The organism is Paenibacillus azoreducens, assembly GCF_021654775.1.
GTDB lineage: Bacteria > Bacillota > Bacilli > Paenibacillales > Paenibacillaceae > Paenibacillus_AQ > Paenibacillus_AQ azoreducens.
The window spans coordinates 1,689,125-1,712,132 of the sequence record NZ_AP025343.1 but is presented as its reverse complement, the minus strand read 5'-3'; the positions used below and the strand labels follow the sequence as shown (position 1 = coordinate 1,712,132).

The 23,008-nt window shown below is 47.8% G+C and carries 22 protein-coding genes; 7 read left to right on the top strand and 15 right to left on the bottom strand.

The window, feature by feature from the left end; all coding sequences use genetic code 11:
- Positions 1-2: 2 nt before the first annotated feature.
- From L6442_RS07250 to L6442_RS07240, 3 genes are all read right to left on the bottom strand, one after another.
- Positions 3-722: a Cthe_2314 family HEPN domain-containing protein gene (locus tag L6442_RS07250; RefSeq protein ID WP_212977557.1), complete on the bottom strand. Its 720-nt coding sequence runs from the start codon at positions 720-722 to the stop codon at positions 3-5.
- 31 nt (positions 723-753) lie between these two features.
- A complete protein-coding gene (locus L6442_RS07245; RefSeq protein ID WP_212977556.1) occupies positions 754-1,710 on the bottom strand; it encodes a COX15/CtaA family protein in 957 nt (318 codons plus the stop codon).
- Positions 1,711-1,914: 204 nt separating this feature from the next.
- On the bottom strand, positions 1,915-2,259 hold the full coding sequence (locus L6442_RS07240) for a thioredoxin family protein (RefSeq protein WP_194232609.1): 345 nt from the start codon (positions 2,257-2,259) through the stop codon (positions 1,915-1,917).
- Positions 2,260-2,473: 214 nt separating this feature from the next.
- On the opposite strand from L6442_RS07240, the gene L6442_RS07235 reads away from it, so the two are divergent.
- Positions 2,474-3,904 carry a DUF2515 family protein gene (locus tag L6442_RS07235; RefSeq protein WP_212977555.1) on the top strand — a complete coding sequence of 477 codons (1,431 nt, stop codon included), beginning with the start codon at positions 2,474-2,476 and terminating at the stop codon, positions 3,902-3,904.
- Positions 3,905-3,920: 16 nt separating this feature from the next.
- Here L6442_RS07235 and L6442_RS07230 read toward each other — a convergent pair whose 3' ends face one another.
- From L6442_RS07230 to L6442_RS07195, 8 genes are all read right to left on the bottom strand, one after another.
- Positions 3,921-5,564: a putative polysaccharide biosynthesis protein gene (locus tag L6442_RS07230; RefSeq protein ID WP_212977554.1), complete on the bottom strand. Its 1,644-nt coding sequence runs from the start codon at positions 5,562-5,564 to the stop codon at positions 3,921-3,923.
- A gap of 129 nt (positions 5,565-5,693) precedes the next feature.
- On the bottom strand, positions 5,694-6,173 hold the full coding sequence (locus L6442_RS07225; protein ID WP_194232612.1) for a DUF456 domain-containing protein: 480 nt from the start codon (positions 6,171-6,173) through the stop codon (positions 5,694-5,696).
- A gap of 46 nt (positions 6,174-6,219) precedes the next feature.
- Complete coding sequence (locus L6442_RS07220; RefSeq protein ID WP_212977553.1) at positions 6,220-6,957, bottom strand: Cof-type HAD-IIB family hydrolase; 738 nt, start codon at positions 6,955-6,957, stop codon at positions 6,220-6,222.
- 150 nt (positions 6,958-7,107) lie between these two features.
- Positions 7,108-9,192, bottom strand: coding sequence for a peptidoglycan D,D-transpeptidase FtsI family protein (locus tag L6442_RS07215; RefSeq protein WP_212977552.1), 2,085 nt, complete (start codon positions 9,190-9,192; stop codon positions 7,108-7,110).
- A 342-nt stretch (positions 9,193-9,534) separates the two neighbouring features.
- The gene (locus L6442_RS07210; protein WP_212977551.1) at positions 9,535-11,601 is read right to left on the bottom strand and encodes a peptidoglycan D,D-transpeptidase FtsI family protein; all 2,067 of its coding nucleotides are present in this window, start codon (positions 11,599-11,601) and stop codon (positions 9,535-9,537) included.
- Between the two features lie 570 nt (positions 11,602-12,171).
- Complete coding sequence (locus tag L6442_RS07205) at positions 12,172-13,140, bottom strand: helix-turn-helix transcriptional regulator (RefSeq protein WP_212977550.1); 969 nt, start codon at positions 13,138-13,140, stop codon at positions 12,172-12,174.
- 167 nt (positions 13,141-13,307) lie between these two features.
- Positions 13,308-14,006: a hypothetical protein gene (locus tag L6442_RS07200; protein ID WP_194232618.1), complete on the bottom strand. Its 699-nt coding sequence runs from the start codon at positions 14,004-14,006 to the stop codon at positions 13,308-13,310.
- A 388-nt stretch (positions 14,007-14,394) separates the two neighbouring features.
- Positions 14,395-14,550, bottom strand: a complete 156-nt coding sequence (locus L6442_RS07195) for a hypothetical protein (RefSeq protein WP_212977549.1) — start codon at positions 14,548-14,550, stop codon at positions 14,395-14,397.
- A 246-nt stretch (positions 14,551-14,796) separates the two neighbouring features.
- Here L6442_RS07195 and L6442_RS07190 point away from each other — a divergent pair, with 246 nt between their 5' ends.
- The 3 genes from L6442_RS07190 (at position 14,797) to L6442_RS07180 (ending at position 17,401) form a co-directional block, all read left to right on the top strand.
- Positions 14,797-15,240, top strand: a complete 444-nt coding sequence (locus L6442_RS07190; RefSeq protein WP_212977548.1) for a hypothetical protein — start codon at positions 14,797-14,799, stop codon at positions 15,238-15,240.
- 32 nt (positions 15,241-15,272) lie between these two features.
- Entirely contained in the window at positions 15,273-15,974 is a 702-nt protein-coding gene (locus L6442_RS07185; protein WP_194232621.1) for an AIM24 family protein, read from the top strand.
- Between the two features lie 167 nt (positions 15,975-16,141).
- Positions 16,142-17,401, top strand: a complete 1,260-nt coding sequence (locus L6442_RS07180) for an MFS transporter (RefSeq protein ID WP_212977547.1) — start codon at positions 16,142-16,144, stop codon at positions 17,399-17,401.
- Positions 17,402-17,567: 166 nt separating this feature from the next.
- Here L6442_RS07180 and L6442_RS07175 read toward each other — a convergent pair whose 3' ends face one another.
- A complete protein-coding gene (locus tag L6442_RS07175; RefSeq protein WP_212977546.1) occupies positions 17,568-18,023 on the bottom strand; it encodes an Lrp/AsnC family transcriptional regulator in 456 nt (151 codons plus the stop codon).
- A gap of 240 nt (positions 18,024-18,263) precedes the next feature.
- On the opposite strand from L6442_RS07175, the gene L6442_RS07170 reads away from it, so the two are divergent.
- Both L6442_RS07170 and L6442_RS07165 read left to right on the top strand, forming a co-directional pair.
- On the top strand, positions 18,264-19,097 hold the full coding sequence (locus L6442_RS07170) for a sulfite exporter TauE/SafE family protein (RefSeq protein WP_212977687.1): 834 nt from the start codon (positions 18,264-18,266) through the stop codon (positions 19,095-19,097).
- A complete protein-coding gene (locus tag L6442_RS07165; protein ID WP_194232624.1) occupies positions 19,094-19,474 on the top strand; it encodes a DUF1634 domain-containing protein in 381 nt (126 codons plus the stop codon). Before L6442_RS07170 ends, L6442_RS07165 begins: the two co-directional genes overlap by 4 nt.
- Before the next feature lie 107 nt (positions 19,475-19,581).
- Here L6442_RS07165 and L6442_RS07160 read toward each other — a convergent pair whose 3' ends face one another.
- The 3 genes from L6442_RS07160 to L6442_RS07150 form a co-directional block, all read right to left on the bottom strand.
- Positions 19,582-19,800, bottom strand: a complete 219-nt coding sequence (locus L6442_RS07160; protein WP_212977545.1) for a hypothetical protein — start codon at positions 19,798-19,800, stop codon at positions 19,582-19,584.
- 158 nt (positions 19,801-19,958) lie between these two features.
- Positions 19,959-20,354: a RidA family protein gene (locus L6442_RS07155; RefSeq protein ID WP_212977686.1), complete on the bottom strand. Its 396-nt coding sequence runs from the start codon at positions 20,352-20,354 to the stop codon at positions 19,959-19,961.
- Positions 20,355-20,640: 286 nt separating this feature from the next.
- Positions 20,641-21,195 carry a hypothetical protein gene (locus L6442_RS07150; RefSeq protein ID WP_212977544.1) on the bottom strand — a complete coding sequence of 185 codons (555 nt, stop codon included), beginning with the start codon at positions 21,193-21,195 and terminating at the stop codon, positions 20,641-20,643.
- 302 nt (positions 21,196-21,497) lie between these two features.
- Between L6442_RS07150 and L6442_RS07145 the strand changes: the two genes are divergently transcribed.
- Positions 21,498-22,622 carry a GNAT family N-acetyltransferase gene (locus tag L6442_RS07145; RefSeq protein ID WP_212977543.1) on the top strand — a complete coding sequence of 375 codons (1,125 nt, stop codon included), beginning with the start codon at positions 21,498-21,500 and terminating at the stop codon, positions 22,620-22,622.
- Positions 22,623-23,008: the final 386 nt, after the last annotated feature.

Sequence of the window (23,008 nt, the reverse complement as noted above, 5' to 3'; positions counted from 1 at the left end):
GTTTACGTCTTCATCCCTTTTCGCGACCACAGTTCATTCGTGTAACGAAAAGAGGCGAGCAAAGATTTGCAAACCATATCGAGTCCCCGCTTCAGATCATCCAGATGCTGATCCAGATCCTCCAGCTCCACTTTGTTGTTCAGGCCTTGATGCCGCTGCCATAAATCATCCTGCATTTCCGCATTCATATAATGGATTTCCGCATTCCGCCGCTTGCGCAGTACATTCATCACGCCGCGGTACTCGTTTTTGATGACGGACAGCTCGTCAGCCAGTTTCGGATGATGCTTGAGATAATGAAACTGTCTCAGGACGGTGAAATACGAATAATGCGCTTTGACTTTGGACGTATTCAAATCGTATAGATCGTTTAATACGGTCCCGAGCTTATCCAATACCGAAAAAACACGGATGAAGCCGTTCTTGTAAAAATAGACGTATCTGGCATATTCCTCTTGCTCCCGGGGAGTCATATCATCCACATACCCCGCCTTGACCGATTTGCGAAAAAAACAGGCCGCATACCAGCTTTGTTCAAGCTCGTCCAGCGAGGAGACAAGTCCGCGCGTCCATATTTCCAATCTGCGAAAATCATGGCTAGGGTCTGCGTTTTTCTTCATTTCCGTCTGCAGCAGCTGAATCGTTTGATACATCGTTTGAATGGCTTCCCCCAACAGCCCGTTATTTTGACGGGGCATTTCTCCAAGCAATGTTCGCAGCATCGGCCTCTCTCCCGGCAGTAAAATGGTATATTTAAACATTCGAGGCGGTTTTCAACTGTTCGGCAGGCTCTTTCCCGAGCTGCCACACTCTTACACTCAGGTAGCAAAGTACGCCGAACAACGAGGAAATAAGCAGATTATGGAATAGTGCGGCAAAAATATACAGCTCAGGTTTGCTAAGTGTATAGACGATGCCGGCACCGCTAAATACCTGCAGCAAACATAAGGTTACGGCAGCGATTCCAAGAGTCCGAAGCTCGCGGCTGTTTCGATGCATCCAGTAGGCGTAATGGGCCATGATCGCCACTACAATCAACAGAACCAGGGCTGCCAGGCGATGGATAAACGCGACACCGACGCTGCCTGTAAGTTCAGGTATGATCTTTCCGTTGCACAGCGGCCAGCCGGAACATCCACCAGCAGAGCTAGTATGGCTGACATAGGCGCCGACGTATACCACAATGTAGGAGTAAATCGTGACTGCCCAGACGAAATTGCGGAACGCCGGAGTGACGGACACGGATTCCTTGCGTAAGCCGGTCCCGCTGTCTTTGTCCATTTTCCTGGCTCCGAGCGCCAACATAAGCGAGCTGGCAAAAGCGATCAGGGAGAAACCGAAGTGAAGCGCTAACACAGCGGAAGACTGGTCATAAACAACAGCGAGCGCCCCCATCAATGCTTGAACAATGACAAAAATCAATGTCAGCACGGAGTACATGCGCAAATCTTTGCGTTTTTTGGCATACAGCCAAAATGCGACGACAACCGCAACCGCGGTAAGCCCCGCCAACCCGCTAACCAGCCTGTGGGAATATTCGATGAGTGAAGCAACGGTATGCGCGGGTACAAACTGGCCGTGGCACAGAGGCCACTCATGGCCGCATCCAAGCCCGGAATCGGTTTTGGTGACAACGGTTCCGCCAAAGGTAGCAAAGAACATGACAATAAAAGTCAGGTAACTAAGCCATTTTAATTGTTTCGTATTCAAATTTTCTCACCCGCAACTCAAATTAAAAACGCTCCAAGCAAATGAAGCGTTTCGTATATTTACCAATCCCATTCATTATACCTGATTAAAACATGGCGATATATGTCCAAATTGTGACAAAACACACAAAGAAAACGCATACGAACTTTAAGAGAAACAAACAGCCGCACCGCTCATTCCGGGACAGTGCGGCCTGTATGTTCCTTATTTATGAATGGACTGGTATACATCAAGCGCCTGCTGGAGAAAATGTTCGATTTCTTCCCGCGATTTGCGCAGCTTGTTGACGTAACGAACCAGCTCGCGCCCGTCGGTAAAAGCGACAAAACTTGGAATCCCGAGAATATTCAGCTCCTGGCTGACATCCCCGACCTTGTCGACATCGACTTCAACCAACGTCATGTCATTCGCAAACTTCTCCTCCACATCCGGCATAAACGGGTCCATAAACTTGCAATCTACGCACCAATCGGCTTTGAACACAGCGACAGTGAGCCGCGGGGATTGAATCGCAACCTGAAATTCAGCTTTGGAGGTTATCTTTTCCATCTGTAATCAGTCCTTTCTGCGCATATTTACTCCAAATCTTCCCTTTTTGAAAATTTCTCTCTTTAGTGAATCAAAATATGGAGTGGAAGTCAAATATTTGAGCCATACTGTGACTAAGGCGCGATCAAAAAATGAGAGACCATTCAATTAATCTGATTCACTATTTTTTGGATTGCGCCTAGATTATTTCATTTCGGAAAGGACGAGGGCGCCAGTGTCGGAGAAGGCAGGAGAAAATTCTTCATTCCAGGGATTTATCAGGATTGCGAAAACATTGCCCCAAACGGCCGCTGAGGCCGTGAAAGGCAAATATGCCTGCTGGAAAGCTTCGCAGCTGCTCATTAAAGACCGCAGAACGCTTGGCTGGAAGGAAACAGCCGCCCTCAGCATTCGCGAACAGCTCCACCGGATGCTGAACGACCGGAACCGTTTGCGTGACAGCGCCTTCGGCAAAGAAGAGACTGCGCCCATGTTCACGTCGGAAGACCGTGACATCGTGCAAATGATCCGTGAAGCCGTACTGGAAGCCAACCGCAGCAATATTACCCGTACGAAAGCTTATTATGACTGCTATCGCGCCTTTCCCGAGCTGCATTGGTCTTTCCTTGCCCATATGGTATCCCGCAACGCCGGCTGGAGCATGACCGACTTAAAGGGCGGACTTCTGTCCGATACGGTTACCGATTCATTCCGGGAAGATATGTACCAGATGCTTGAGCGCAGCAACGCCCTTATTTTCCTTGACGCCTATCCCCAGCTTTTGCTTTATATGCACAGCCGGAAGCTTGAAAGAAGCCTGTTCCACCTGCTTCCCGAATTCCGGGTTTCTTCATTTATGCGTCCGTTCTGGGAACGGTTCTGGATTGGGCGCGACAGTGCGCTGCTTGCCGTCGGACTTATTATCAACGAGCAGAACTATATCGAAGGCAGAGTCATCCAAAACAGCTATTTTCAAAAAAACATTCTGCAAAACCCGGTATTTAAGCTTAACAGCAGATTTCAAATGAACCAGGTTATTTTTCCGATGCTTGTTGAATCCGGCAAGGCAGAGGAGAGTGAAAATATTGCCCCTATCGCTCCCCTACCTATACCTGGACCATCAACTGAGAACGCGGATCCGGAAGAAGCCGAATTTACCGGCTGCCGGGGTATGGTCGGCCTGGTTCTGGAGCGCTTTTCGAAATTGGAGGAACGGATCGCATTCGGCAAGGCGCTTTATGCCATGCTGTTCGGATATAAGGAGGTTCTTGCCGGAGTTCAGGCTTTTGCGGAGCGCACGGTTCATCTCGGGTCACGTCAGGAATATTGGCCCAGAATGTTCACCAGCGACAAAAAAGCAGCCCTGAACTCTCCGGAGGAGAGCGCAGAACTGCTCAAACAAGAATGGCTGCCGCCGGGCAAACGGCTGTACAGCCCTACACTGCATGAAGTATGGCATGATATGCCATTTGAGCCGATTACAAGCTATGACTGGTTCAAAACCTGGACAGCCATCGAGCAGATCACCCGTCCGAAAAGGCCGGTTCTCATCGAAATGTCGCATGCCCACCGCTACGCAGTGCAGAAGGCAGCTTTGACGCATGATGCTGAAAGGGCCCTTCCCCGCTCATCCGGCGCATCGCCGCAGCAGCCGCATGGAAGATAGGCAACGGCCAAAGCCGTTATTTTCCTTCCTCCGTATTCCCGGTTTTGAATCTGGAAGGCTGGAGACGCATCAGCGGACGAAGCAGCTTCTGCACCTTGCGCGGATAACTTGCAAGTTCATGCTGGCGCAGCACGCCAAACATGATCAGCAGCACCAGATACAAAATCACGACCGCCCCGCCAACGATCATGCAGGTAATCAAAAATGCAAGCCGGGCGGGCATGATATGCGTCATCAGGATTCCCAACTCGTTCAGTCCATATCCCACCGCAGAGGTCAGGATGACCGTCACGAGGAAGCCTGTCCAACGTTTGCCGAGAATGGAAAAGGGTACGATAACCTTCAGCATTCTGAGGTTCAGCAGCGTAATCACCAAGAAGCAGAGACCGGTAGCGGCGATGATACCGTAAATTCCGAACCATAAAGCGAGCAGACAGCTTCCCGCCAGTTTCACCAGAATGCCGATCCCTACGTTGATCATCGACAAGTTTGCTTTGTTTACGCCAAGCAGAATCGAATTGGTGGTCATCATCGTTATCTGGAAAATCGTCCCGAACGTAAGCAGCATGATCAGCCCGCTGCCGTCCAAACTGCTGAACAGGAGGCCGTTGATGGAATAAGCCGCCGTGCAGAGCGCAATGACGATCGGCATTCCGGTCAAAACGGATATCCGCAATGCCAGCGTCATCTGCTGCTGCAAATGCTCCTGATCCTTCCGCGCAAACGCCGCCGAAATGACCGGAATCAGTGACGTGCTAAGCGCAATCGCCAGAATCGGCGGGATACCGGCGATACTCTGGGCACGCTGGCCGAGGAGCCCGAGCATCTGCGTCGCTTTCGCTTCACCGATCTGACCGATCAGCAGCGGATTGACGATAGAGGAATCGATGAAATTAACGGCTGGAACCGCCAGCGACGAAAGCACGATCGGAATGGACAAGGTAAAAATGTCCTTATAAATACTTAACATCGGAAGTTTGACCCCCGCTTCTTCCTGAAGCATCTGAGCTTTATCCTCCCGGCGGATTTTTACCGTATAATACATCATGACCGCAAACGCCCCGATGCTTCCGAGCACGCCCCCAAAGGACGCTCCCGCAGCAACCCAGCTGCCGTCATAACCGGATTTAAGCAATATATAAGCCAAAATAATAGCCGTGCCGACACGCGCGAACTGCTCGACGATCTGCGAAATGCCGCCGGCAGTCATGTTGTTCCGTCCCTGAAAATAACCGCGCATCATCGCGATGGCAGGAAACAGGAGCAGCGCGGGCGCCAAGGCGCGAATAGCAAGCGTCGCCTCCGGTTGTTTGGAGACGTAAGTCGCGTAATACGGCGCCAAAATATACAGCAGCACCGTAATAATAACTCCGGCAAATACGGCGAAAAGCAGTGCCGCATGATAGACCTGGCGGGCTTCGCCAGGACGCTTCAAAGCGTAACGTTCCGACACCATCTTGCTGAGCGTGCTCGGAATCCCGGCGGTCGCTACCGTAAGCAGCATCAGATATACGTTGTTCGCAATGGAGAATGAAGCCTTGCCGACATCATCAAATAAATGATCCAGGGGCACCCTCTGAACCAGACCGAGGACCCGTGCCACCAATGCGGCGGCAGCCAGGATCAGCGTACCCTTAATAAACGATTCTTTTTTAGCCAAACTCTTTTCCCTTCTTTCCCCCAGCGAGCAACCCCCATGGAGCATATGACAATATAAAAATAACCCAACAAATCGATATAAGTTGAGGCTGCTTACCCATCCGCAATAATTGTTCAACTTATATCGTCATCAAATAATCCAAATCCAAAACACGACAATCATCACGATTTGCAAAATGATTTTCATCACCATGCTGCTAAACAATCCCACCAGCGTACCGTATCCGACTTTCACTGATTTCGATACCGAAGCACCGGCAATCAGCTCGCCGACAAAAGCCCCGAGAAACGGGCCGATGACCAGTCCGAACGCCGGGATGACGAAAGGTCCGATAATGACGCCGATGGTGCTTAAAATAACCGAGAGCTTAGAGCCCCCGTATTTTTTCGTTCCCCAAGCGCTCACCGCGTAGTCCGCTACAAACAACACGATCATAATCAGCGATTGGATGATCCAGAACCATACATTGAAATGCTTGAATGTAAAAAACCAACCGTAAACGAAAAAGGCTGCAAAAATGGCTATGGAACCCGGCAGCACGGGAACTACCGCCCCAGCCAAACCAATGGCAAACAGGGCAATGACCAAAATCCATCCGAGTACAGCCACAGTCTTTCAGCCCCCTTTTGCAAAATGCGGAATAGTTCCGCTTCATTCAAAAAATAAATTTCCGGATGACTTCCGCGATGCCGTCTTCGTCATTGCTTGCGGTGACGAAATCGGCGGATTCCCTTACGACCTGCTGCGCATTACCCATCGCAACGCCCAATCCTGCCGCTTCGATCGCAGCCAGATCATTCATGCTGTCGCCGACCGCAATCACCTCGCTCATCTCAAGTCCCAGCAAACCGCAAACGGTCCGGATCCCTGCGGCTTTATTGATGCCTTGCGGATTCACTTCGAGATTATGGGGCGACGAGTTAGTAATTTCAAGTCCGCCCATATCCTGCAGCTTCATTAAAATGCGGTGCCGGGCATCGTCATCCTCCGTATGAAAACCAAATTTGAGCCATTCCATATCCATAATTCCGCCTATCCAGCTGTCCTTGTTGTATACCCGGTCGACGGAGTAGGCCCAATACCAGCAGTCTTCCTTCACTGCAATATCATGCATATCGGAAATGAGCGCCGGATCCATCAGCGAACGTTGGTACAAATCATGCGGGGCACGCCATACCTCGCTGCCGTTGACCGTAATCAGCGGCGTCGTAAGCCCCAATTCATCCCCATAAGGCCAGGCACTCCCGAAGCTTCTGCCGGTTGACAGGCAGACATGAACGCCCTGATCCTTAGCTTTTTGTATCCATCTGGACGTATCCGGAGAAATGGTTTGTTCACTCGTCAGCAGCGTGCCGTCCATATCCAGCGCAAGTAATTTAAATCTGTTTTTCATGGCTGATCCTCCTTACTTGTTCTCATTTTCACGATTCAAGCACACATACGGACATTTTACCACAAAGCCGGGGAGAGCTACAAAAGGGGATTTCGGCCGAAAAAGGCCAAAATCCCCCATTTGCGTAAATGCCGGTCAGATCAAATATATTTAATGATTGCCTTGAGCGGTATTGCCAGTGCTGCTTGCGTTACCGTTTCCGTTGGCATCCGTATTCAGATTCCCCTTCGGTACGCCATCCAGTCCATACACTTGGTCATACGCGTCGAATATTTTCCGGGCGACCGGCGCGGCGCTTTGCGAACCGAAGCCGCCTTCTGGAATCATAACGGCTACGGCCAGCACCGGATTATCCCGCGGAGCATAGGCGATGAATACGCCGTTATCGACGAGTTGATGGCCAACCTGTTGGGTTGACGTACCTGTCTTCCGTGCAAATGGATACTTAAAATCGTCAAAGGCGGATACGGAGCTCTTCATCCCGGTCCGGATTTCATTCCAATAGGATTTGGGGAAGTTCACCGTATTCAAGACTTCCGGTTTAAAGGTCTTGACGACATTCCCCTTCTCATCGGTTATTTTGCTGACCAACTGCGGTTTCAGCCGCTTGCCTTCATTCGCCAGCATTGCGGTATACTGCGCCAGCTGCAGAGTCGTGTATTTCCCCTGCTGGCCAAAAGATGCATAGGCCATGGCAGCCTGTGTACTTCCCGCCTGCTTGACGTTCGTGTACTCTTTACGTCCTTTCCATTCTCCCGGCAGGCCGCTTTCCGTCAGTACACCAAGTCCGAACTTAGTCATGTATTCATCCCAGACACCGATACTCTTATCTTTGTATTTGTTATAAAGTCTGTTCCCGATCATTTCGACCATAAAGGCGTTGGAAGACTTCTCAATCGCCTTGGCCGGATCCATGCCGCCGTAAACGTGGCCCCCTGAGTTCTGAACACGGGTTTGATGGCCTTCTTTACCGAAATAAGCGGCGCCCCTATCCTGGTAATACGTGTTGGTCGTGATCAATCCCTCGTTTAAGCCAAGCAATACGCTAAGCGGCTTCTGGGTCGAACCAAGCAGCACCACCGATTCCGGGTGGTCGCCTTTTTTCCCGGGGCTGAATGAACGGATGGTGCCGTTCAAATAAATGTTCTGAATTTTCTTCCAGTTCTCAGGCGTTACGCTGCCAGTCTGCCAAATATTCGGATCATAGTCAGGCATGCTGGCCATCGCAACGACATTTCCCGTCTTAACCTCCATCGCTACGGCAAACCCGGTGGTTGCATTCGGGTGGGTTCGACCGGAAACTGGATGGGAATGCAGCCAGCTCAATTGATCCGTAATAGCTTTCTCTGTGGCCAGCTGCACCTCTTTGTTGATCGTGCTGTAGATATTGTTGCCTTTCACCGGCGGCACGATTTCATCTACGCCCTCCGGCATGTTGCGCGGATTGATCGGTACCTTTTTGTATCCGTTCTTGCCGCGGAGCTCGTCCTGATACATCAGCTCCAGCCCGTCAAATCCGACGAATTCCGGTTCCGTGTAGATCATTCCGGGATCATTCGTAACGTCTGCGCTGCGCTGGGCTTCGTCGATTCCTTTGTACTTCGCCAAACTTTTCGAACCGCTGAACGTACGGATATATCCGATCGTCTGCACGGCTACCGTATCCGGATCATAATGGCGGACGCTTTCCTCTTCGATGGAAATGCCCGGAAAATCGGATTTATGCTCGCTGAAATACGCGATTTCCTTTTGGTTTAGTTCCATTTTAATCCGCCGCGGCGAATATCCCGCATATTTTTTGTAGTCCAGATCCATGGCGTCGATGATATCCTGCTTGGTCATTTTTTTGTCGGAATCGCCGTATTTATCGAATACTTCCAAAAGTCGCTGCGCAAGTTCCTCAGCCTCAGGACGGTTTTTTATCCCGTTCTTTTGGCTGTAATCCTTCATCAAAGTGATATAAAGCGATTGCGTCGGTGTCGAGTACGCCAGCTTTACGCCTGCTGCATCAAAAATAGTACCGCGGATCGGCGGAAGCGGGACATCCTTAACGATATTGCTGGACTCCTTCTCCGTCAGCGTCGGGCCTTCGACAAACTGCAAAATGGCAAGTCTGATGATGATAACGCAAAAAATGATAAAAGTGCTGAAAAAGAACAAGTTAATTCTGAGATTCAAATTGCCCTTTTTCTTGGTTTCCTCTTGTTCCGGATGGTCCGGTGTATAGTCACTCACCGGCTTCCCCCTCCTCTCTGCCCAAACAATATAAGCAATATACAAAATAACATTAAATATTTTAACACAGATGAGGGGTGTTCGGCATCTTTCGCTAAGGTTCGACCATATTTGAGAGGAAAGAGGTTAGATTTAATGCACATTTGCCGCTATTATGTTCGGATTATCGCGGGCATGGTCCTCCCTGGCTCAACCAAAAGGGTGCAATGTCCAAGGCAGGAATTCCGTCATCCATTCTTCCAGGTATTTTTTTGCGATATATGAAACCAATTTATTTTATGTATCTAAAAAGCAAAACGGCAGACCGCAAATGGCTCAGCGATCTGCCGCGTCTTACAAAGCTTAATGTGCTGTATTATCCTTTGCTCCCTTTGCTTTTTCCGCTTCGTTCCCCGCGCTCTGATTCTGTAGCTGTTTTTTCGGTACGCCGTCTAACCCGTAGACCTCATCATAAGCATCGAAAATTTTGCGCGCTACCGGCGCGGCGCTGGATGCGCCGAATCCGCCTTCCGGAATGACGACCGCTACCGCCAGCTTTGGATTGTTACGCGGGGCGTAGGCGATAAATACGCCATTGTCTATAAGCCCGTCTCGCCCTGCATCCTGCTGCGATGTGCCGGTTTTTCTGGCAAAGTCATAGGGGAATCCAGCGAAGGCTTCGTCTACTTTCGTATTCATCCCTCTTCGGATCAGTTTCCAATACGAAGGGTCGAGTTTCACCTTATTTAATACTTCGCGTTTGCTTTGCTTAACAACCTTGCCGCTCGCATCCGTTATTTTGCTGACGATTTGCGGCTTGATGCGCTCTCCATCATTTGCAAGCGTGGCGGTGTACTGGGCCAGCTGCAGCGGCGTATATTTGCCGCCTTGACCGAAGGAAGCGTAAACAAGCGCAGCCTGAGGGCTGCCGATCGTATTCTTTTTACCTTCGGCAGGTCTATAATCGATCGTCCCCAGATATTCTCTAGGAAGGTCAATCCCTGTCGATACGCCAAGCCCAAATTCTTTCATATACCTATCCCAAACACCGACACCACTATTCCCGAACTTTTTATATAAACTGTTACCTACCATATCGACCATAAACACGTTGGAAGACTTCTCGATGGCATCGGCAGGCGTGCGAAAAAAACCATATGCGTGTCCACCGGAATTGCGGACAGGTTTTTGCTCCTTCCCGAAATAGGTAATCCCTGTGTCATTGTAAGTCGTAGTTGTCGTAAAAAGCTTTTCGTTTAACCCCACGAGCACGCTCAGCGGTTTAATCGTCGACCCGAGCAAAACAGCCGAATCAAAGCCATGTTTCGATTTGCCAGAGCTGAGCGGAGTAATGGCGCCGTTTTGATAATTCCCTTTTAATTTATCGAAATCCGCCGTAGATGCCGCACCCGTTTTCCATATATTCGTATCGTAATCGGGTATGCTCGCCATGGCCACAACATTGCCGGTGTCGACTTCCATCGCGACCGCGTAGCCGGTAACGGCTTCGGGATGCGTCTTGCCGGATACCGCATGGGTGCCGAGCCAATCAAGCTGATCCCTGATCGCCTGCTCCGTTTTCATCTGGATTTCTTTATGGATCGTCAGCCATACGTCATTCCCTTTCACCGGAGGTACGATATCCACCACTTCTTCCGGGATGTTGGCGGAACTGATTGACATGACCTTGTAGCCGTTTTTCCCCCGAAGCTCGTCCTGAAAGGACAACTCAATGCCGTCAAAGCCGACGAGCTCATCCTTCATGTACGTTTCATCCGGTTTCGTGCCGTCCTTGCTTTCCTGCCGGGCTTTATCATATGCTTTCAGGCTTTCCGTCCGTTTAAATGATTTGACGTATCCCACAGTCTGCACGGACACCGTATCCGGATCGTACAGCCGAAGCGTCTCTTCGATGATTTCAATGCCGGGAAAGTCGGATTTATGCTCCATAAAATATTGAATCTCTTTCTGATCCAATCCCATTTTGATTCGCCTAGGCGTATATCCGTTATCCCGCTTGGATTCGAGATCCATCGCCTCGATAATTTCTTCCTTGGTCATAGCTTTGGCCTTTTGGCCGCCAAGCTGCTTGAATGCGGCGGCCATCCGTTCCGCCACGTTTTCGATCTCCGAACGATTTTTCTTCCCTTTATCCGTAGTTTTGTTGTAATCCTTCATAAGCGTAATATATAAGGATTGAACAGGCTTCGAATACGCCAGCTTAACCCCGGTAACATCGCAAATATTACCGCGATCCGGCGGAAGCGGAATATTTTTCGTATTCTGATTGGCCTCTTTCTCGGTTAACGTAGGAGCTTCAACAAACTGGATCATGGCAAGCCGGACAATAACAATGCAAAAGATAATAAAAGTTCCGAAAAAAAACATATTGATCCGGACGTTCAAGCTATGTTTGTTTTCATTATCCATTTCTTCCTGCGATTTCCCAGATAAAAACGAACGCAAATCCCATTCCCCGCTTCCTGGTTTTTCTCCTAATTTTTAACTTGGGTTATCTATAAATTTTAACATATAAACCCAACATAAGGAAATGAATTTTGATACGTTTTTCACATAGGGAATATTCTTTAACCATGAACAAAAATGGCTTGTGATCCGCGCCTGCATAGTGAATTCCATCCCCTCAGGATATGGCTATGATAGGATATGATAGAGATTCTATTTCCCGGGCTATAAACTGAAACAGTGGAATATTAAAAAACTCTATTTGATGTTCTCCAACAGATAAAAGACCACCTCTTGCAGCGGTTTTCTTCCTAATATAAGATATGGGCCTCTTGAAGTTTCTAAAAAATATCGCAAGTTAAAATACAAGGAGAGAAACATGGAAAGTAGGATTTATGAGCATGGTGCAGGCCCTGGGGGAGGGATATCATCAGGAGTCAGCCAGAGACACGGGCCAGCATGTCGGCTGTCGAGAGTTATATGCTGGCATGTCTCTGGTGAATTAATGCAATAAAGCCGCCGGAGTTTTTCTATTCAACCATATACCGCTAGCCATTTTTCTAAATTGCGTTTCATCATTTCACGATATTGAACAGGTTCTATAATTTCTGCCTCGGAACCGAATTGGACAATCCAGCTCATAAATTCGGGAACATCCTCAACCGTAATATCCAAAATGACGCTTCCATCCTTCTCCGGCGTTTCCGCAAACGGAACGAAATCTTTTTTTTCCTTATATTTCGGAATCGCCGCAGAGGACAGCCTGATCTTAAATGTAACCGGTTCACCCTCTTCATTTCCACAAATATCTCCTTGCCAATCTTGCTGTATATTGGTATGTACTTTGATAAAAACATCATCCAGCACTACAACCTGCTCAAAATATTTCAGCCGGTAAGTATACAATTTCCCTGTGTTATGGTTGCGCCCGACCAGATAAAATCGCTGCTGCCAGGGAACAAGCAGGTAGGGATCGATCTTGCCGTAAAGAATTTCATTCCGCTCCGGTACATAGTATTCTGCTTGGATGATCTGTTGGGATAAGGTTGCAAATAAAATCGGTATCAGATATTGCGACTGTTCCTCGGCTGTCGGTTTTCGGATATGTTTTCCCGATAAAGGGGTACCCTTTTCGCTGAGCTCTGTTTCCATTCGTTCGAGCCGCTGTTTTTGATGTGCCGCCATTACTTTTTCATAGGCTCCTTCGAACCCGTCGGGCAGTAGCGGCTTGATTGTATCCTTCACTTTGGCCAACGCCTTAAAAGCCTGTGCCTCTTCTTCTGTCCAGTCGAATGGATATAGAGCAAAGCTGCCGATAAATTGATACCCCTTTCCGTATCCAATATGTGTTATGGGGATGTGCATGGCGCTCAGAGCCTCCATGTCGCGATATATTGTCCGTTCAGTGGTGCTGCATCTTTCCGCCAGCTCCCTGGCTAAAATGCCGGGTTTAGCTTGGACAAGCGTGATGATGCGCATCAATCGAATTAATCTGTCAGTCATGTGGATTCTCCTAGCTCGTATAGTAAATCAGACTCATTTTAACTTGCACGATGTAGTCCATTCGACTTGTAGCAAAGTGAATCCTGCCTAAAAAATCCAGTCCAGCTTGTTGCTTCAGGCTTCCACCTAGGCTGACTTCTTCGAAATGATAAAAACGAGCGAACATATCAACCATTTTTAATTTTAAGCATTTTTTGATTCTGATACGTTCCCACATAATGTTCGCTGAGCTGATAAAGCATGTCCGCTTCTTCCAGCAAACGTTCGTCGGTAAAGCGAGCAGCCTCAATCAGCATTTCATCCCCTTTTCGGCGCAGCAGCCACTCCCCCTGTTCAACATCCCCTTCTTCAAACAAACGGATGGCTTCTTTCAAAATCGTTTGGGTTTCCAAAAGCATCACGTGTTTTCTCACATGGAAATTTTCGGGCTGCTGCAGAAGTCCGGTATGGTAAGTGTAGTTAATATATAATTCCTTCACAGGAAGTTCCTTAATGCGTTCCTTGTTCTTCTCCTTGAATTTCCACTGCGCAGACAAAACACCATGCATGCCGGCACTTTGGGACTCTAGAGCAAGTTCAATGGCCAGAAATTGCTTCACGCCATCATACAAATGACCGAGAGGAATCATGAGTGACTGACCCAGGTTTTTGACTACCTTCCCTCCGAAAATACGGACCAACGAGACTTGCGGTTCAAGCCATAAATGCAGCTGCACATCTTGGGCGATCAGTTTGGGTGTACTTCTTTTTCGTGATTGGCGGAAGGCTCCCCCGTACCACTCAACCAACAAAATAACTTTGTTGGAGCCGCTTGCAAATATATGTCCGCGGTTCCAAGTAAAATTCTCCTGAATACCTGACTGCATGGATTTCACCCCTTTTCTTGTCATCTCTATATCGTACCAATATTGGTTGACAGCACTCTGTCACGGAACATATGTTCGTCCGATATATTTCTTTCATGTTAGCATAATTTCAACAGCAACGAACATTATTCTTTTGAAGTTGACTTTTTAATTCCCTCCTTTTCTTTCTTAGATGCGCAAAAATACCTACTCAATACCCATATAGTATATAGGAACCACATGAAAATTAATGTCGAAATATGTAATTATACGTAAGGAATGAATTTTTGGTTTCGATCAGGCATTTTTCGATTCTCTTCGAATTCTATTTCTTTGTATTCAGCAAAAAATCCGAAATCCTACAGATTTCGGACTTTAGCTCACAGGTTATGTTATTATGGTGGAAAAATCAGCCTGCTGAAGCTTCCGTATTTGAACGACCGATGACGGACATTTCATGCGAAGATACCGCTCTATACGTCACTTTATCAATCCAAATTTCTTTTCCTATAGGCTTGTCGTTTACTGTAATCAGCACTTTTTTGTATTGTTGTTCTTTTTCCATATCGATCTTCTCCTTTTGACTCTCGCATAGCATGCAGTTGTATATCTTGTGGTCTTTCGATAATCTATGTGTATTCATATATTTTTTTAATAGACCGGCCCGGGGCAAAATAAATGCGGGGATGCAAGCAAAGAAGCGGTAATAATCAATTACCCATCCCAGGCTCCTTTCAAACTTGTCATTTTGGGCAAAGGGGAGTGCGAGCACGCCCGGACCTTATCGTAATCAGCAGCAGGTGGTGATCCTATGAAAAATCGAATCCAACAATATACATTCGCTTTCTTGCGAAAAATCGCCATATTCATTTTGCTCCTTTGCGGCCTTCTTTTTGCCGGCTCTTCCGCAAACGCAAACTATTTTGAAGACTTTTACAATGGCGTGGAGAAATTTTCCGAACTGCCCGGAAAGGTTAATGATCTGAAAGAAAGCTATCAGCAAACGCTTGAAGAATTGGACCGCGCCAAGGAAAACGCCAAGGCGTTTGAAGAACAAAATGCCCAGCTTATCGAGCAGAACCGTCAGCTTGCCGAAACGGTCGATCAATTAAAGGAAGCGAATGAACTGAAGGAAGCCAAAGCGCGTAAATTCAAAAGAATGTTGATCGCCGTCATCGTGCTCGTGGCAGGTTATTTTATCGGAATCCGGCTTTTGCGTTTCGCCATGCAGCGCTCCAACCGCAGAATGCGGTAACAGGCCGTCTTTTTATAGAAGGAGGAAGTCAGTTGAATTTCAGAATACGAGAATCCGGCGGAGGGATCGGACAAGCTGTTGACTTTTCGCTTGGCGGCGGCGAAACACTGCATATTCTCCACCCGGAACAAATTATCGTTTACCGCGGTCCTTCCGAGGGCCGCAGCGATCGCTTGATGGACGTGAAAGGAATCTACCGGAAAAAGAAGCTGATCCAGGCGGATATGACCGGCCCTTGCCAATTCACCGCCGCTCTGCCTCCCGGTTTTGCCATCAAAATCGTGGACCTGCATGAGAACAGCGATCTGCTTTATGATTTCCGCAACATCTTTTTTTACAGTTCGGGAATCGAAATGCACAGCCGGATTTTACGTATCAAAAATATGCTCATTACCAAAGATGCGGTAAAAATGAAATTTTCCGGAACCGGGACCATCGGGCTGCTGACGGAAGGCGCGGTGTACGAAACGGATCTGCACCCGACCGAGCCTTTGTTCGTGGATGCCGGCAGCCTTGTCGCTTATCCCGAAAATGCCAAACTGGATTTAACCGTCTACGGCAACACCTTGTCCAGTCAGCATATGAATTACCATTGGAAAATGACAGGTACCGGAACGGTGCTTTTTCATGCGGGACAAAAAGGCAAACGCCTGCAGCAAGAGATGGAGCAGGACGGCATCGTCAAAAGAATACTGCGCGAAGTGATACCTTTCGGCGGAGTCATTATTAAGTAAAAGGTATACGTTCCCCCCGGGTCTGTCATATAATCTCTTTATCCATTTGATGAGGCGCGATCGAGAAAATAAGACTATTCAATTTGCCGAAAGCAGCGTGTTGACTGGGATTTTCCGGGCAAATCTGATTCACTATTTTTTGATCGCGCCTAGAGCAGGAGGTTCATATGTCAGTACCTACCGTCAACACGGCGGCGCCAAAAGCGCAGCAGCCTCTGGCAGGCTCCGATGCGAACGCCACCGTCTTCCGCATTCTGATCGCCATTAGCCTTGTCCATCTATTCAATGATTCGATTCAGTCGGTTATTCCGGCGATTTTCCCTATTTTGCGTTCCTCGATGCATTTGAACTATACGCAGATCGGCTGGATCTCGTTTGCCATCAACTTCACTTCTTCCATCATGCAGCCCGTCGTCGGCTGGTTTGCGGACCGCAAGCCTGCGCCGGCTCTTCTACCCATCGGCATGGGATTTACCTTTACGGGTATGCTTCTGCTTGCTTTCGCCGGTACATATCCTGCCGTGCTGCTGGCCGTCGTGTTTGTCGGGCTCGGCTCCGCGGCTTTCCATCCGGAAGGCTCAAGAGTATCCCATATGGCTGCCGGTCCCCGCAGAGGACTCGCGCAATCCATATTTCAAGTTGGGGGGAATGCAGGGCAATCCCTCGCTCCAATGCTGACGATGTGGATTTTTATCCCGCTTGGGCTGTTTGGGGCAATCTGGTTCACTCTCGTTGCCGGAGCAGGCATCGCCGTTCAGATATATGTCGCCAGATGGTACGGCCGCAAGCTGCAAAGCGGCGCCCAGGTGAAGAAAAAAGCATCCGCGCGCCAGCTGAAGCCCGAAGTCCGCACCAAGGTCAGGTTCGCAATCGTGATGCTGATCATTCTTGTTTTCGTCCGGTCTTGGTACAGTTCCTCCATCAGCACGTTTTTTCCGTTTTATTTAATCGACCATTACGGACTCAGCGTCGACGACGCACAAATTTTTATCTTCCTGTTCCTCGGCGCGGGAGCGGTCGGCACCTTTTTCGGCGGTCCGCTCGCGGACCGGTTCGGCAAGCGGAACATTATTTTTGCCTCTATGGTCTTAGCCGCACCGCTCGCCTTGCTGCTGCCCCATGTCGGCTTGTGGGGAGTCGGGGTCCTGCTTGCCCTGCTGGGTCTGATCGTCTTTTCCAGCTTTTCGGTTACCGTCGTTTATGCCCAGATGCTTTTTCCGGGCAAAATCGGCACCGTCTCGGGACTAATTACAGGCCTCGCCTTTGGACTTGGCGGTCTCGGCGCATTGGTGCTCGGCAAATGGATCGATATGGCCGGCGTCGATACCGTTATGGCCATCTGCAGCTTCCTCCCGCTGCTCGGCGTTTCGACCTTCTTATTGCCTTCGGATCGGCTATTAAACCGATGGTCCGAAGGCGGCGAATGATATAATATATGCAAAAAAGCCCTCGCGGCTGTCCGGCGTCTGAAGCGCCTGAACAGCCGCGAGGGCTTTTTCTGGTGATCTTCTATTGAAGCTAAGTTGATGACGATAGGCGGCTAATCCACGGTAGGCTTGGATATCCTTTTAATACGAAGCGAACGAAAGAAACTCAAATCAGGAGGCCTTCCCGTTCTTTAAAACGTTTGATCAGAAATTCGCTGTGAACGTTCGTAATGCCTTCCATTTCTCGGAGTCGCGACAGATAGCGCTCAACATGCTCCTGGTTGTCCATCAAGGCGTGTACATGCAGATGCGGTCCCCCGCTCATCTGATATACGCTGGTGATTTCCTCATCGGCCAAGAGCTGCTCCGCTACGGCTTCCAGCATGCTCCAATCCACGTCGATATTAAAATATACCGACATGTTTTTACCCGCTTTAAGCGGATTGACGCTCACGGTAAATTTATCGATAATCCCTTGCTCGATCAGATGATTAACCCGTTCCCGGACAGCGGCGCGCGTCAAGTTGACGAATCTGCCAAGCTCTGCATGGCTCAATCTGCCGTTTTCCAGCAAATGCTTTAGGATAAGCTCATCCTTTTCATCCAATTGATTAAAACGCATATGCCTCTCCCTCCCTTCCCCGGTCAAAGAGTGGATTTACCGGGGTTAGCTAGCTATTTTTTACAATGTAAAGTTAAACATGATAATTAACGTCCGATTGTATACCATTTATTATACAATCGGTGTATAATAAATCCGTATTCTACTCGGATGCCAGGCTTATCTTTATAGTTTACCGTCAGCCTGGAGCGAAAATCAATCGTACTTACGTTAAGGAGAGGAAGGTGTCATCACTTGATTATGTTCTCGCTGCAAGTCCTTCTGATCGCCATTCTGGCCGGGATCGTCGGATCCATTTTGGGACTGGGAGGCGGCATTATCGTCACCCCGGCATTAACGTTGTTGTTTGGCGTCAGCATCGAGCATGCCATCGGCGCCAGCATCATTTCGGTTATCGCCACTTCAAGCGGTTCTGCGATCGCTTATATTCGCGACCGGATTACCAACCTGCGTGTGGGTATGTTTCTGGAAATAGCCACCACGATCGGTGCTATAACCGGGGCATTTATCGGCGGACTTATCGCCCCTAATCTGCTTTACATCATTTTCGGACTTCTGCTTGTTTATTCCGCGATCAATATGATCAAGAAAAAGAAAGGCGACCATCAGGAGGCGGTGGAAATGCATCCTGCCGCAGCCAAGCTTAAGCTCGGCGGAAGCTATTACGACAAAGCCGTAGAGCAGCAAATCTCTTATAATGTGGGCAATGTATACGGCGGTTTCGGTGTCATGTACGGAGCAGGCATTGTCTCCGGTTTGCTTGGCATCGGCAGCGGCAGCTTCAAGGTCATGGCGATGGATGTCTTTATGAAGCTGCCGCTTAAGGTTTCAACGGCTACCAGCAACTTTATGATGGGCGTCACCGCAGCCGCAAGTGCAGGCGTATACCTGCTTCGCGGCAGCATCGATCCGCATATTGCAGGTCCCGTTGCGCTTGGCGTACTGGCCGGCGCGACCATTGGCGCGCAAATTATGCAGCGGATGAAAAGCAAAACGATCCGCATGATCTTTATACCTGTGCTGCTGTATATAGCACTCCAGATGATTTATCAAGGAATGGGGTTGGACAAATGAGCGATAACAGTTCAATTCAAAAAGACAACAGCCAGATTCAAGACGTTGAACTTGCCGTCAGCCGCTGGCTTCGTGTTGGCGTACTCATCAGCGCCGCTGTTATTATCCTGGGCCTCATTTTGTTTTTTATCCAGGGAAGCAGCGGGTATCCGGGTGACTATTATCCGCACAGCCTGCCCGAGATTTTCACCGGCACGATTCATATGAAACCCTATGCGGTCATCACGACCGGTCTAATTCTGCTGATCCTGACTCCGGTGCTGCGCGTCGCCATTTCGATTTGGGTCTTTGTCCGCGAGGGCGATAAATTGTATGTTATCATTACTTCCATCGTGCTGATTATTTTGATTGTCAGCTTTGCGCTCGGAAAAGCTTAAGCAATCCTGGAAATTCATCACCAACTCAAGCGAAAAGCCGCCCCGGTTGCCGGGACGGCTTTTTTGTTAGGTGGTCGGCTATTTTATCATACGACTTGAGCCGGGTTTCATTCTGGCACAACATGTAGCTTTTTCTCATGAATAGCTGTCAGCTGGTTACTTCGTTTATTATGTTCTGCTGGCAAAAAAACTGCAAATCCGCGGCTTTCTTCGCATTGTTGCCTTCCTACATGGAAAAACCCGCAAATCTGCATCTTTTTTCGTATTTTTGGCCTTATCATTGAAAAACCTGCAAAAGTACAAGCTTTTCGGGATATATTAGCCAAATAACGAAATTCTCCCTGGAAAAGATGCACAATTGCAGGAATTCATCTATTTTGCCGCTAAAATTCCAAAAATAGATGCACTCTTGCAACAATCTATTTATTCAACTTAACGTCACTTTTTTAACCTTACGTCACTTCAACATAACACCTTTGCAGCATCAACCTGCAGCCCAAACATCGAGCTCGATCTGGATTTCAGGCAGACCCAATTCTTTGACGTAAGCAATCGTCATTGAAGGCGGAGTCTGGCCGAATACCTGGTCCCAAACTTCATAGAAATGATCCCAATCGATTTTTTCCACAGCCCAAATATTGATTTTAACCACATGATCGGGAGTCAAATGTTGAGAAGCGAGAATATCGACGATATTCTTCATTGTATTTGTGACCTGCTGATTAAAATCGGCAGGAATCTGACCGTTTTGATCCGTACCGATTTGCCCCGAAAATACATACATCTCGGCATTTCTGCTTATTTTGGTGACATGGCTGTATTTACCGACAGGTTTTGCGATTATTTCAGGATTATGTCTTTGAACGATTTTTTTATTCATATTCATCATGATGCTCTCCTTTTAAATCGAAAATAGCGGAGCCGGAGCAAACCGTCTATTTTCACTGTTTTTTATTTCCTCCATGTGGGCAGACTGATCCCGTTTATCATAGATTCTAGAAAAAAACAGCCGTAGAATACCCGATTCCGCAAGCCAAAGATTTAATTGATCTCTTTTTCATCAGGTATTCCTCCTTCCAAAATTTAAAAGTAAGCGACACGTTTATAATGTAACATGAATTTGAACATCCAACAAGTTTCACTATTTAATTTAAGTCCATTTTGAATTAGTTCAATTTAAATTTATGCTGACCTTCGAGAGTGTTAAAAATAACCGTCTTTTCATTTATCCATGTTGGAGTTTCGAAATCGAATAATTCTTTTTGAGTTAGATTTAAATAATACTCTCTGGTTATTATGATTTCTTTTTTTGTAAGTTCTTTTATTAAAAAGGCATATTTCTTTTGATAAACTCTGTAATTACTTATTCTCTGACTAAAAAGATCAAATCGATATTCGATGATAACTGACTTACTCTTTTGAGGTGAAGTAATTTCTTTGTAATAAAAGGGATGATAACACATAGTAAACAAACCTTTAATTAGATAATAGAACAATAAGAGCATAATCAAAATTATAATAAATATGTAAGAACCTTTATCAGTATTTTTTATAAAAAAAAATGTCAAAATAATATTTAAAAAAGTAAGAGGTAGATAATTTGTTTCTTTTAAGAAAAGAAAATCGTAAGTACCATGTAAAAAGAAAACAATGAAGTCTAATAATAAGACTATTAATGTTGAGTAGAAAAAAACTTTTTTATTCGCCAAGAAATTTCCCATCAACAAACCTCCAACAACAACTTAAAGTTCATCTCATTGTTTATTAACAAAATGTTCAGACAATATTGGTGTATTTGTTCTAATCAGTTCAGTATTACTCTATCAGAAGTATCCGGCGTATATACATCTATACGTTGAGCCCTATTGTATTCTAAGTTTAATCCCTTCTTCAATAAAATTCGAAATAATTTCCTGCCCATCTCCAAAAAAATGCATGATAGCTTTTTATGATAGCTTTTATGTTCAGCTTCCCTTTATACTGAAATAATAATGTGTAATAACCGATTAATGGAGGCGAATGAATGGACATCAGAAAAGTTTTGCCGCATGAGCTTCAAGAGGCCGCCGACTTGTCCGATTATGTATTCCGCCAGCCCGATCAGCAGACTATGGGCAAAATATTCCCATGCCTGTTTAGTCCCGGAATCAGCCATTCCTATGCCGCATTCACCGCGGAAGGCAAGATGGTCTCCTTTATGGGCATGGTGCCGGAGATCATCCGGATTGGAGAAGCGCGCCTTTATACATTCAGCCTTGGTTCCGTGTGCACACATCCGGATTACCGCGGCCGGAACCTCGCGAGCCGGCTGCTGGAAGAATGCAAGCAGCATGCCAAGCGTTCCGGAGCTTCGCTTGTTTTTATCTCCGGCAGCCGCTCCTTATATACCCGCTCGGAATGCAGGCATTTTGGAAGGGTCGAATCCGCTGCAATAAACCAAGCCGCAGCTGCAGCCATCCGCTCACAGGCCGGCGGCGGTTGGACCGTAAGAAACATGGTTCCTGAGGATACGTTTGCCGTATCCTCGCTGCTCTCCGCCGCTCATGTCGGGTACGAGCAAGGTCCCTCCCAGCTGCTTGCGCTGCTTGGCGCAGGGGCTATTCCCGATATTTATCGCCTTGATTTGCAAGCGCTTGTAGGGATCAAAGACGGGAAAATCCAGGCTTTTGCAGTCGGAGCCGTCCACGGAGAAGACCGCAGCACGGCGGCTTCAAGCGAACCTTCGCGCGCCGTGGAATGGGCAGGCGACGTTCAAGGCTGCGCGCTGCTGTTAGCCGAAATGCTGGGCAGATTTCCAGCGGAACAATTGATTATTCCCGTACCGTGGCAGGAAACCGAATTGCTTGGCATACTGAAAGTTTCCGGGGCTGATCTTACGGCCGGAACAAACAGCGGGACCGTATGGCTCGCGAGCGTCCCGGCGCTTTTGTCGCAATGCGCCCCGCTCCTTCCCGGCCAAACCTTTCGGTCAAACGAGGAATCGGATCATGCATGTTATATGACTACGACTGAAGGCCAAGAAATCAAACTGGATGATGCCGGATTGCTTTCCCTGCTCTTTGATCCGGAATCTCCGGATAAACCGCTGCTCCCGGAAAAATTCGCAACAATTCCTTTGCCTTATTTGTCGAACCTGCATTTTGTGTAACCATGACAGTTATTCATGATGACCACCAGCTTCGCTTGCAGCGGAAATGGCGGTCTTTTTTTCATATCGAAGCTGTCCTACGAAGTCATGAACTTTCCAGGTTTCGGGGACAATATTTCATCCATTTTCCTTTTATCCCTCACGGGTATCTGAGCGCGAACATAATCTAAAATGAGTTCACTACGCACTTGAGCCAGCTTATTAATGCAAATGCAACCGCATATAAAGGAGTGTCTGCATGTGAAACAGGCGAAACCCGTTAGAACCCGGAGTGTCACCAGCAATGTTAGTAGCACGAGAGGCACTATTACAAGACAGCAAAGAAACCTAATAGCGCTTTTATCGGCAGTGCTGTATCTGATCGCTGTCATACTCGCCTTAATTGT

Coding starts and splice junctions, on each gene's coding strand:
- L6442_RS07155 (WP_212977686.1), bottom strand. CDS start 20,354: ATGAATAAAAAAATCGTTCAAAGACATAATCCTGAAATAATCGCAAAA.
- L6442_RS07190 (WP_212977548.1), top strand. CDS start 14,797: ATGAAAAATCGAATCCAACAATATACATTCGCTTTCTTGCGAAAAATC.
- L6442_RS07220 (WP_212977553.1), bottom strand. CDS start 6,957: ATGAAAAACAGATTTAAATTACTTGCGCTGGATATGGACGGCACGCTG.
- L6442_RS07145 (WP_212977543.1), top strand. CDS start 21,498: ATGGACATCAGAAAAGTTTTGCCGCATGAGCTTCAAGAGGCCGCCGAC.
- L6442_RS07210 (WP_212977551.1), bottom strand. CDS start 11,601: ATGGATAATGAAAACAAACATAGCTTGAACGTCCGGATCAATATGTTT.
- L6442_RS07195 (WP_212977549.1), bottom strand. CDS start 14,550: ATGGAAAAAGAACAACAATACAAAAAAGTGCTGATTACAGTAAACGAC.
- L6442_RS07150 (WP_212977544.1), bottom strand. CDS start 21,195: ATGGGAAATTTCTTGGCGAATAAAAAAGTTTTTTTCTACTCAACATTA.
- L6442_RS07165 (WP_194232624.1), top strand. CDS start 19,094: ATGAGCGATAACAGTTCAATTCAAAAAGACAACAGCCAGATTCAAGAC.
- L6442_RS07180 (WP_212977547.1), top strand. CDS start 16,142: ATGTCAGTACCTACCGTCAACACGGCGGCGCCAAAAGCGCAGCAGCCT.
- L6442_RS07175 (WP_212977546.1), bottom strand. CDS start 18,023: ATGCGTTTTAATCAATTGGATGAAAAGGATGAGCTTATCCTAAAGCAT.
- L6442_RS07240 (WP_194232609.1), bottom strand. CDS start 2,259: ATGGAAAAGATAACCTCCAAAGCTGAATTTCAGGTTGCGATTCAATCC.
- L6442_RS07170 (WP_212977687.1), top strand. CDS start 18,264: ATGTTCTCGCTGCAAGTCCTTCTGATCGCCATTCTGGCCGGGATCGTC.
- L6442_RS07200 (WP_194232618.1), bottom strand. CDS start 14,006: ATGCAGTCAGGTATTCAGGAGAATTTTACTTGGAACCGCGGACATATA.
- L6442_RS07250 (WP_212977557.1), bottom strand. CDS start 722: ATGCTGCGAACATTGCTTGGAGAAATGCCCCGTCAAAATAACGGGCTG.
- L6442_RS07205 (WP_212977550.1), bottom strand. CDS start 13,140: ATGACTGACAGATTAATTCGATTGATGCGCATCATCACGCTTGTCCAA.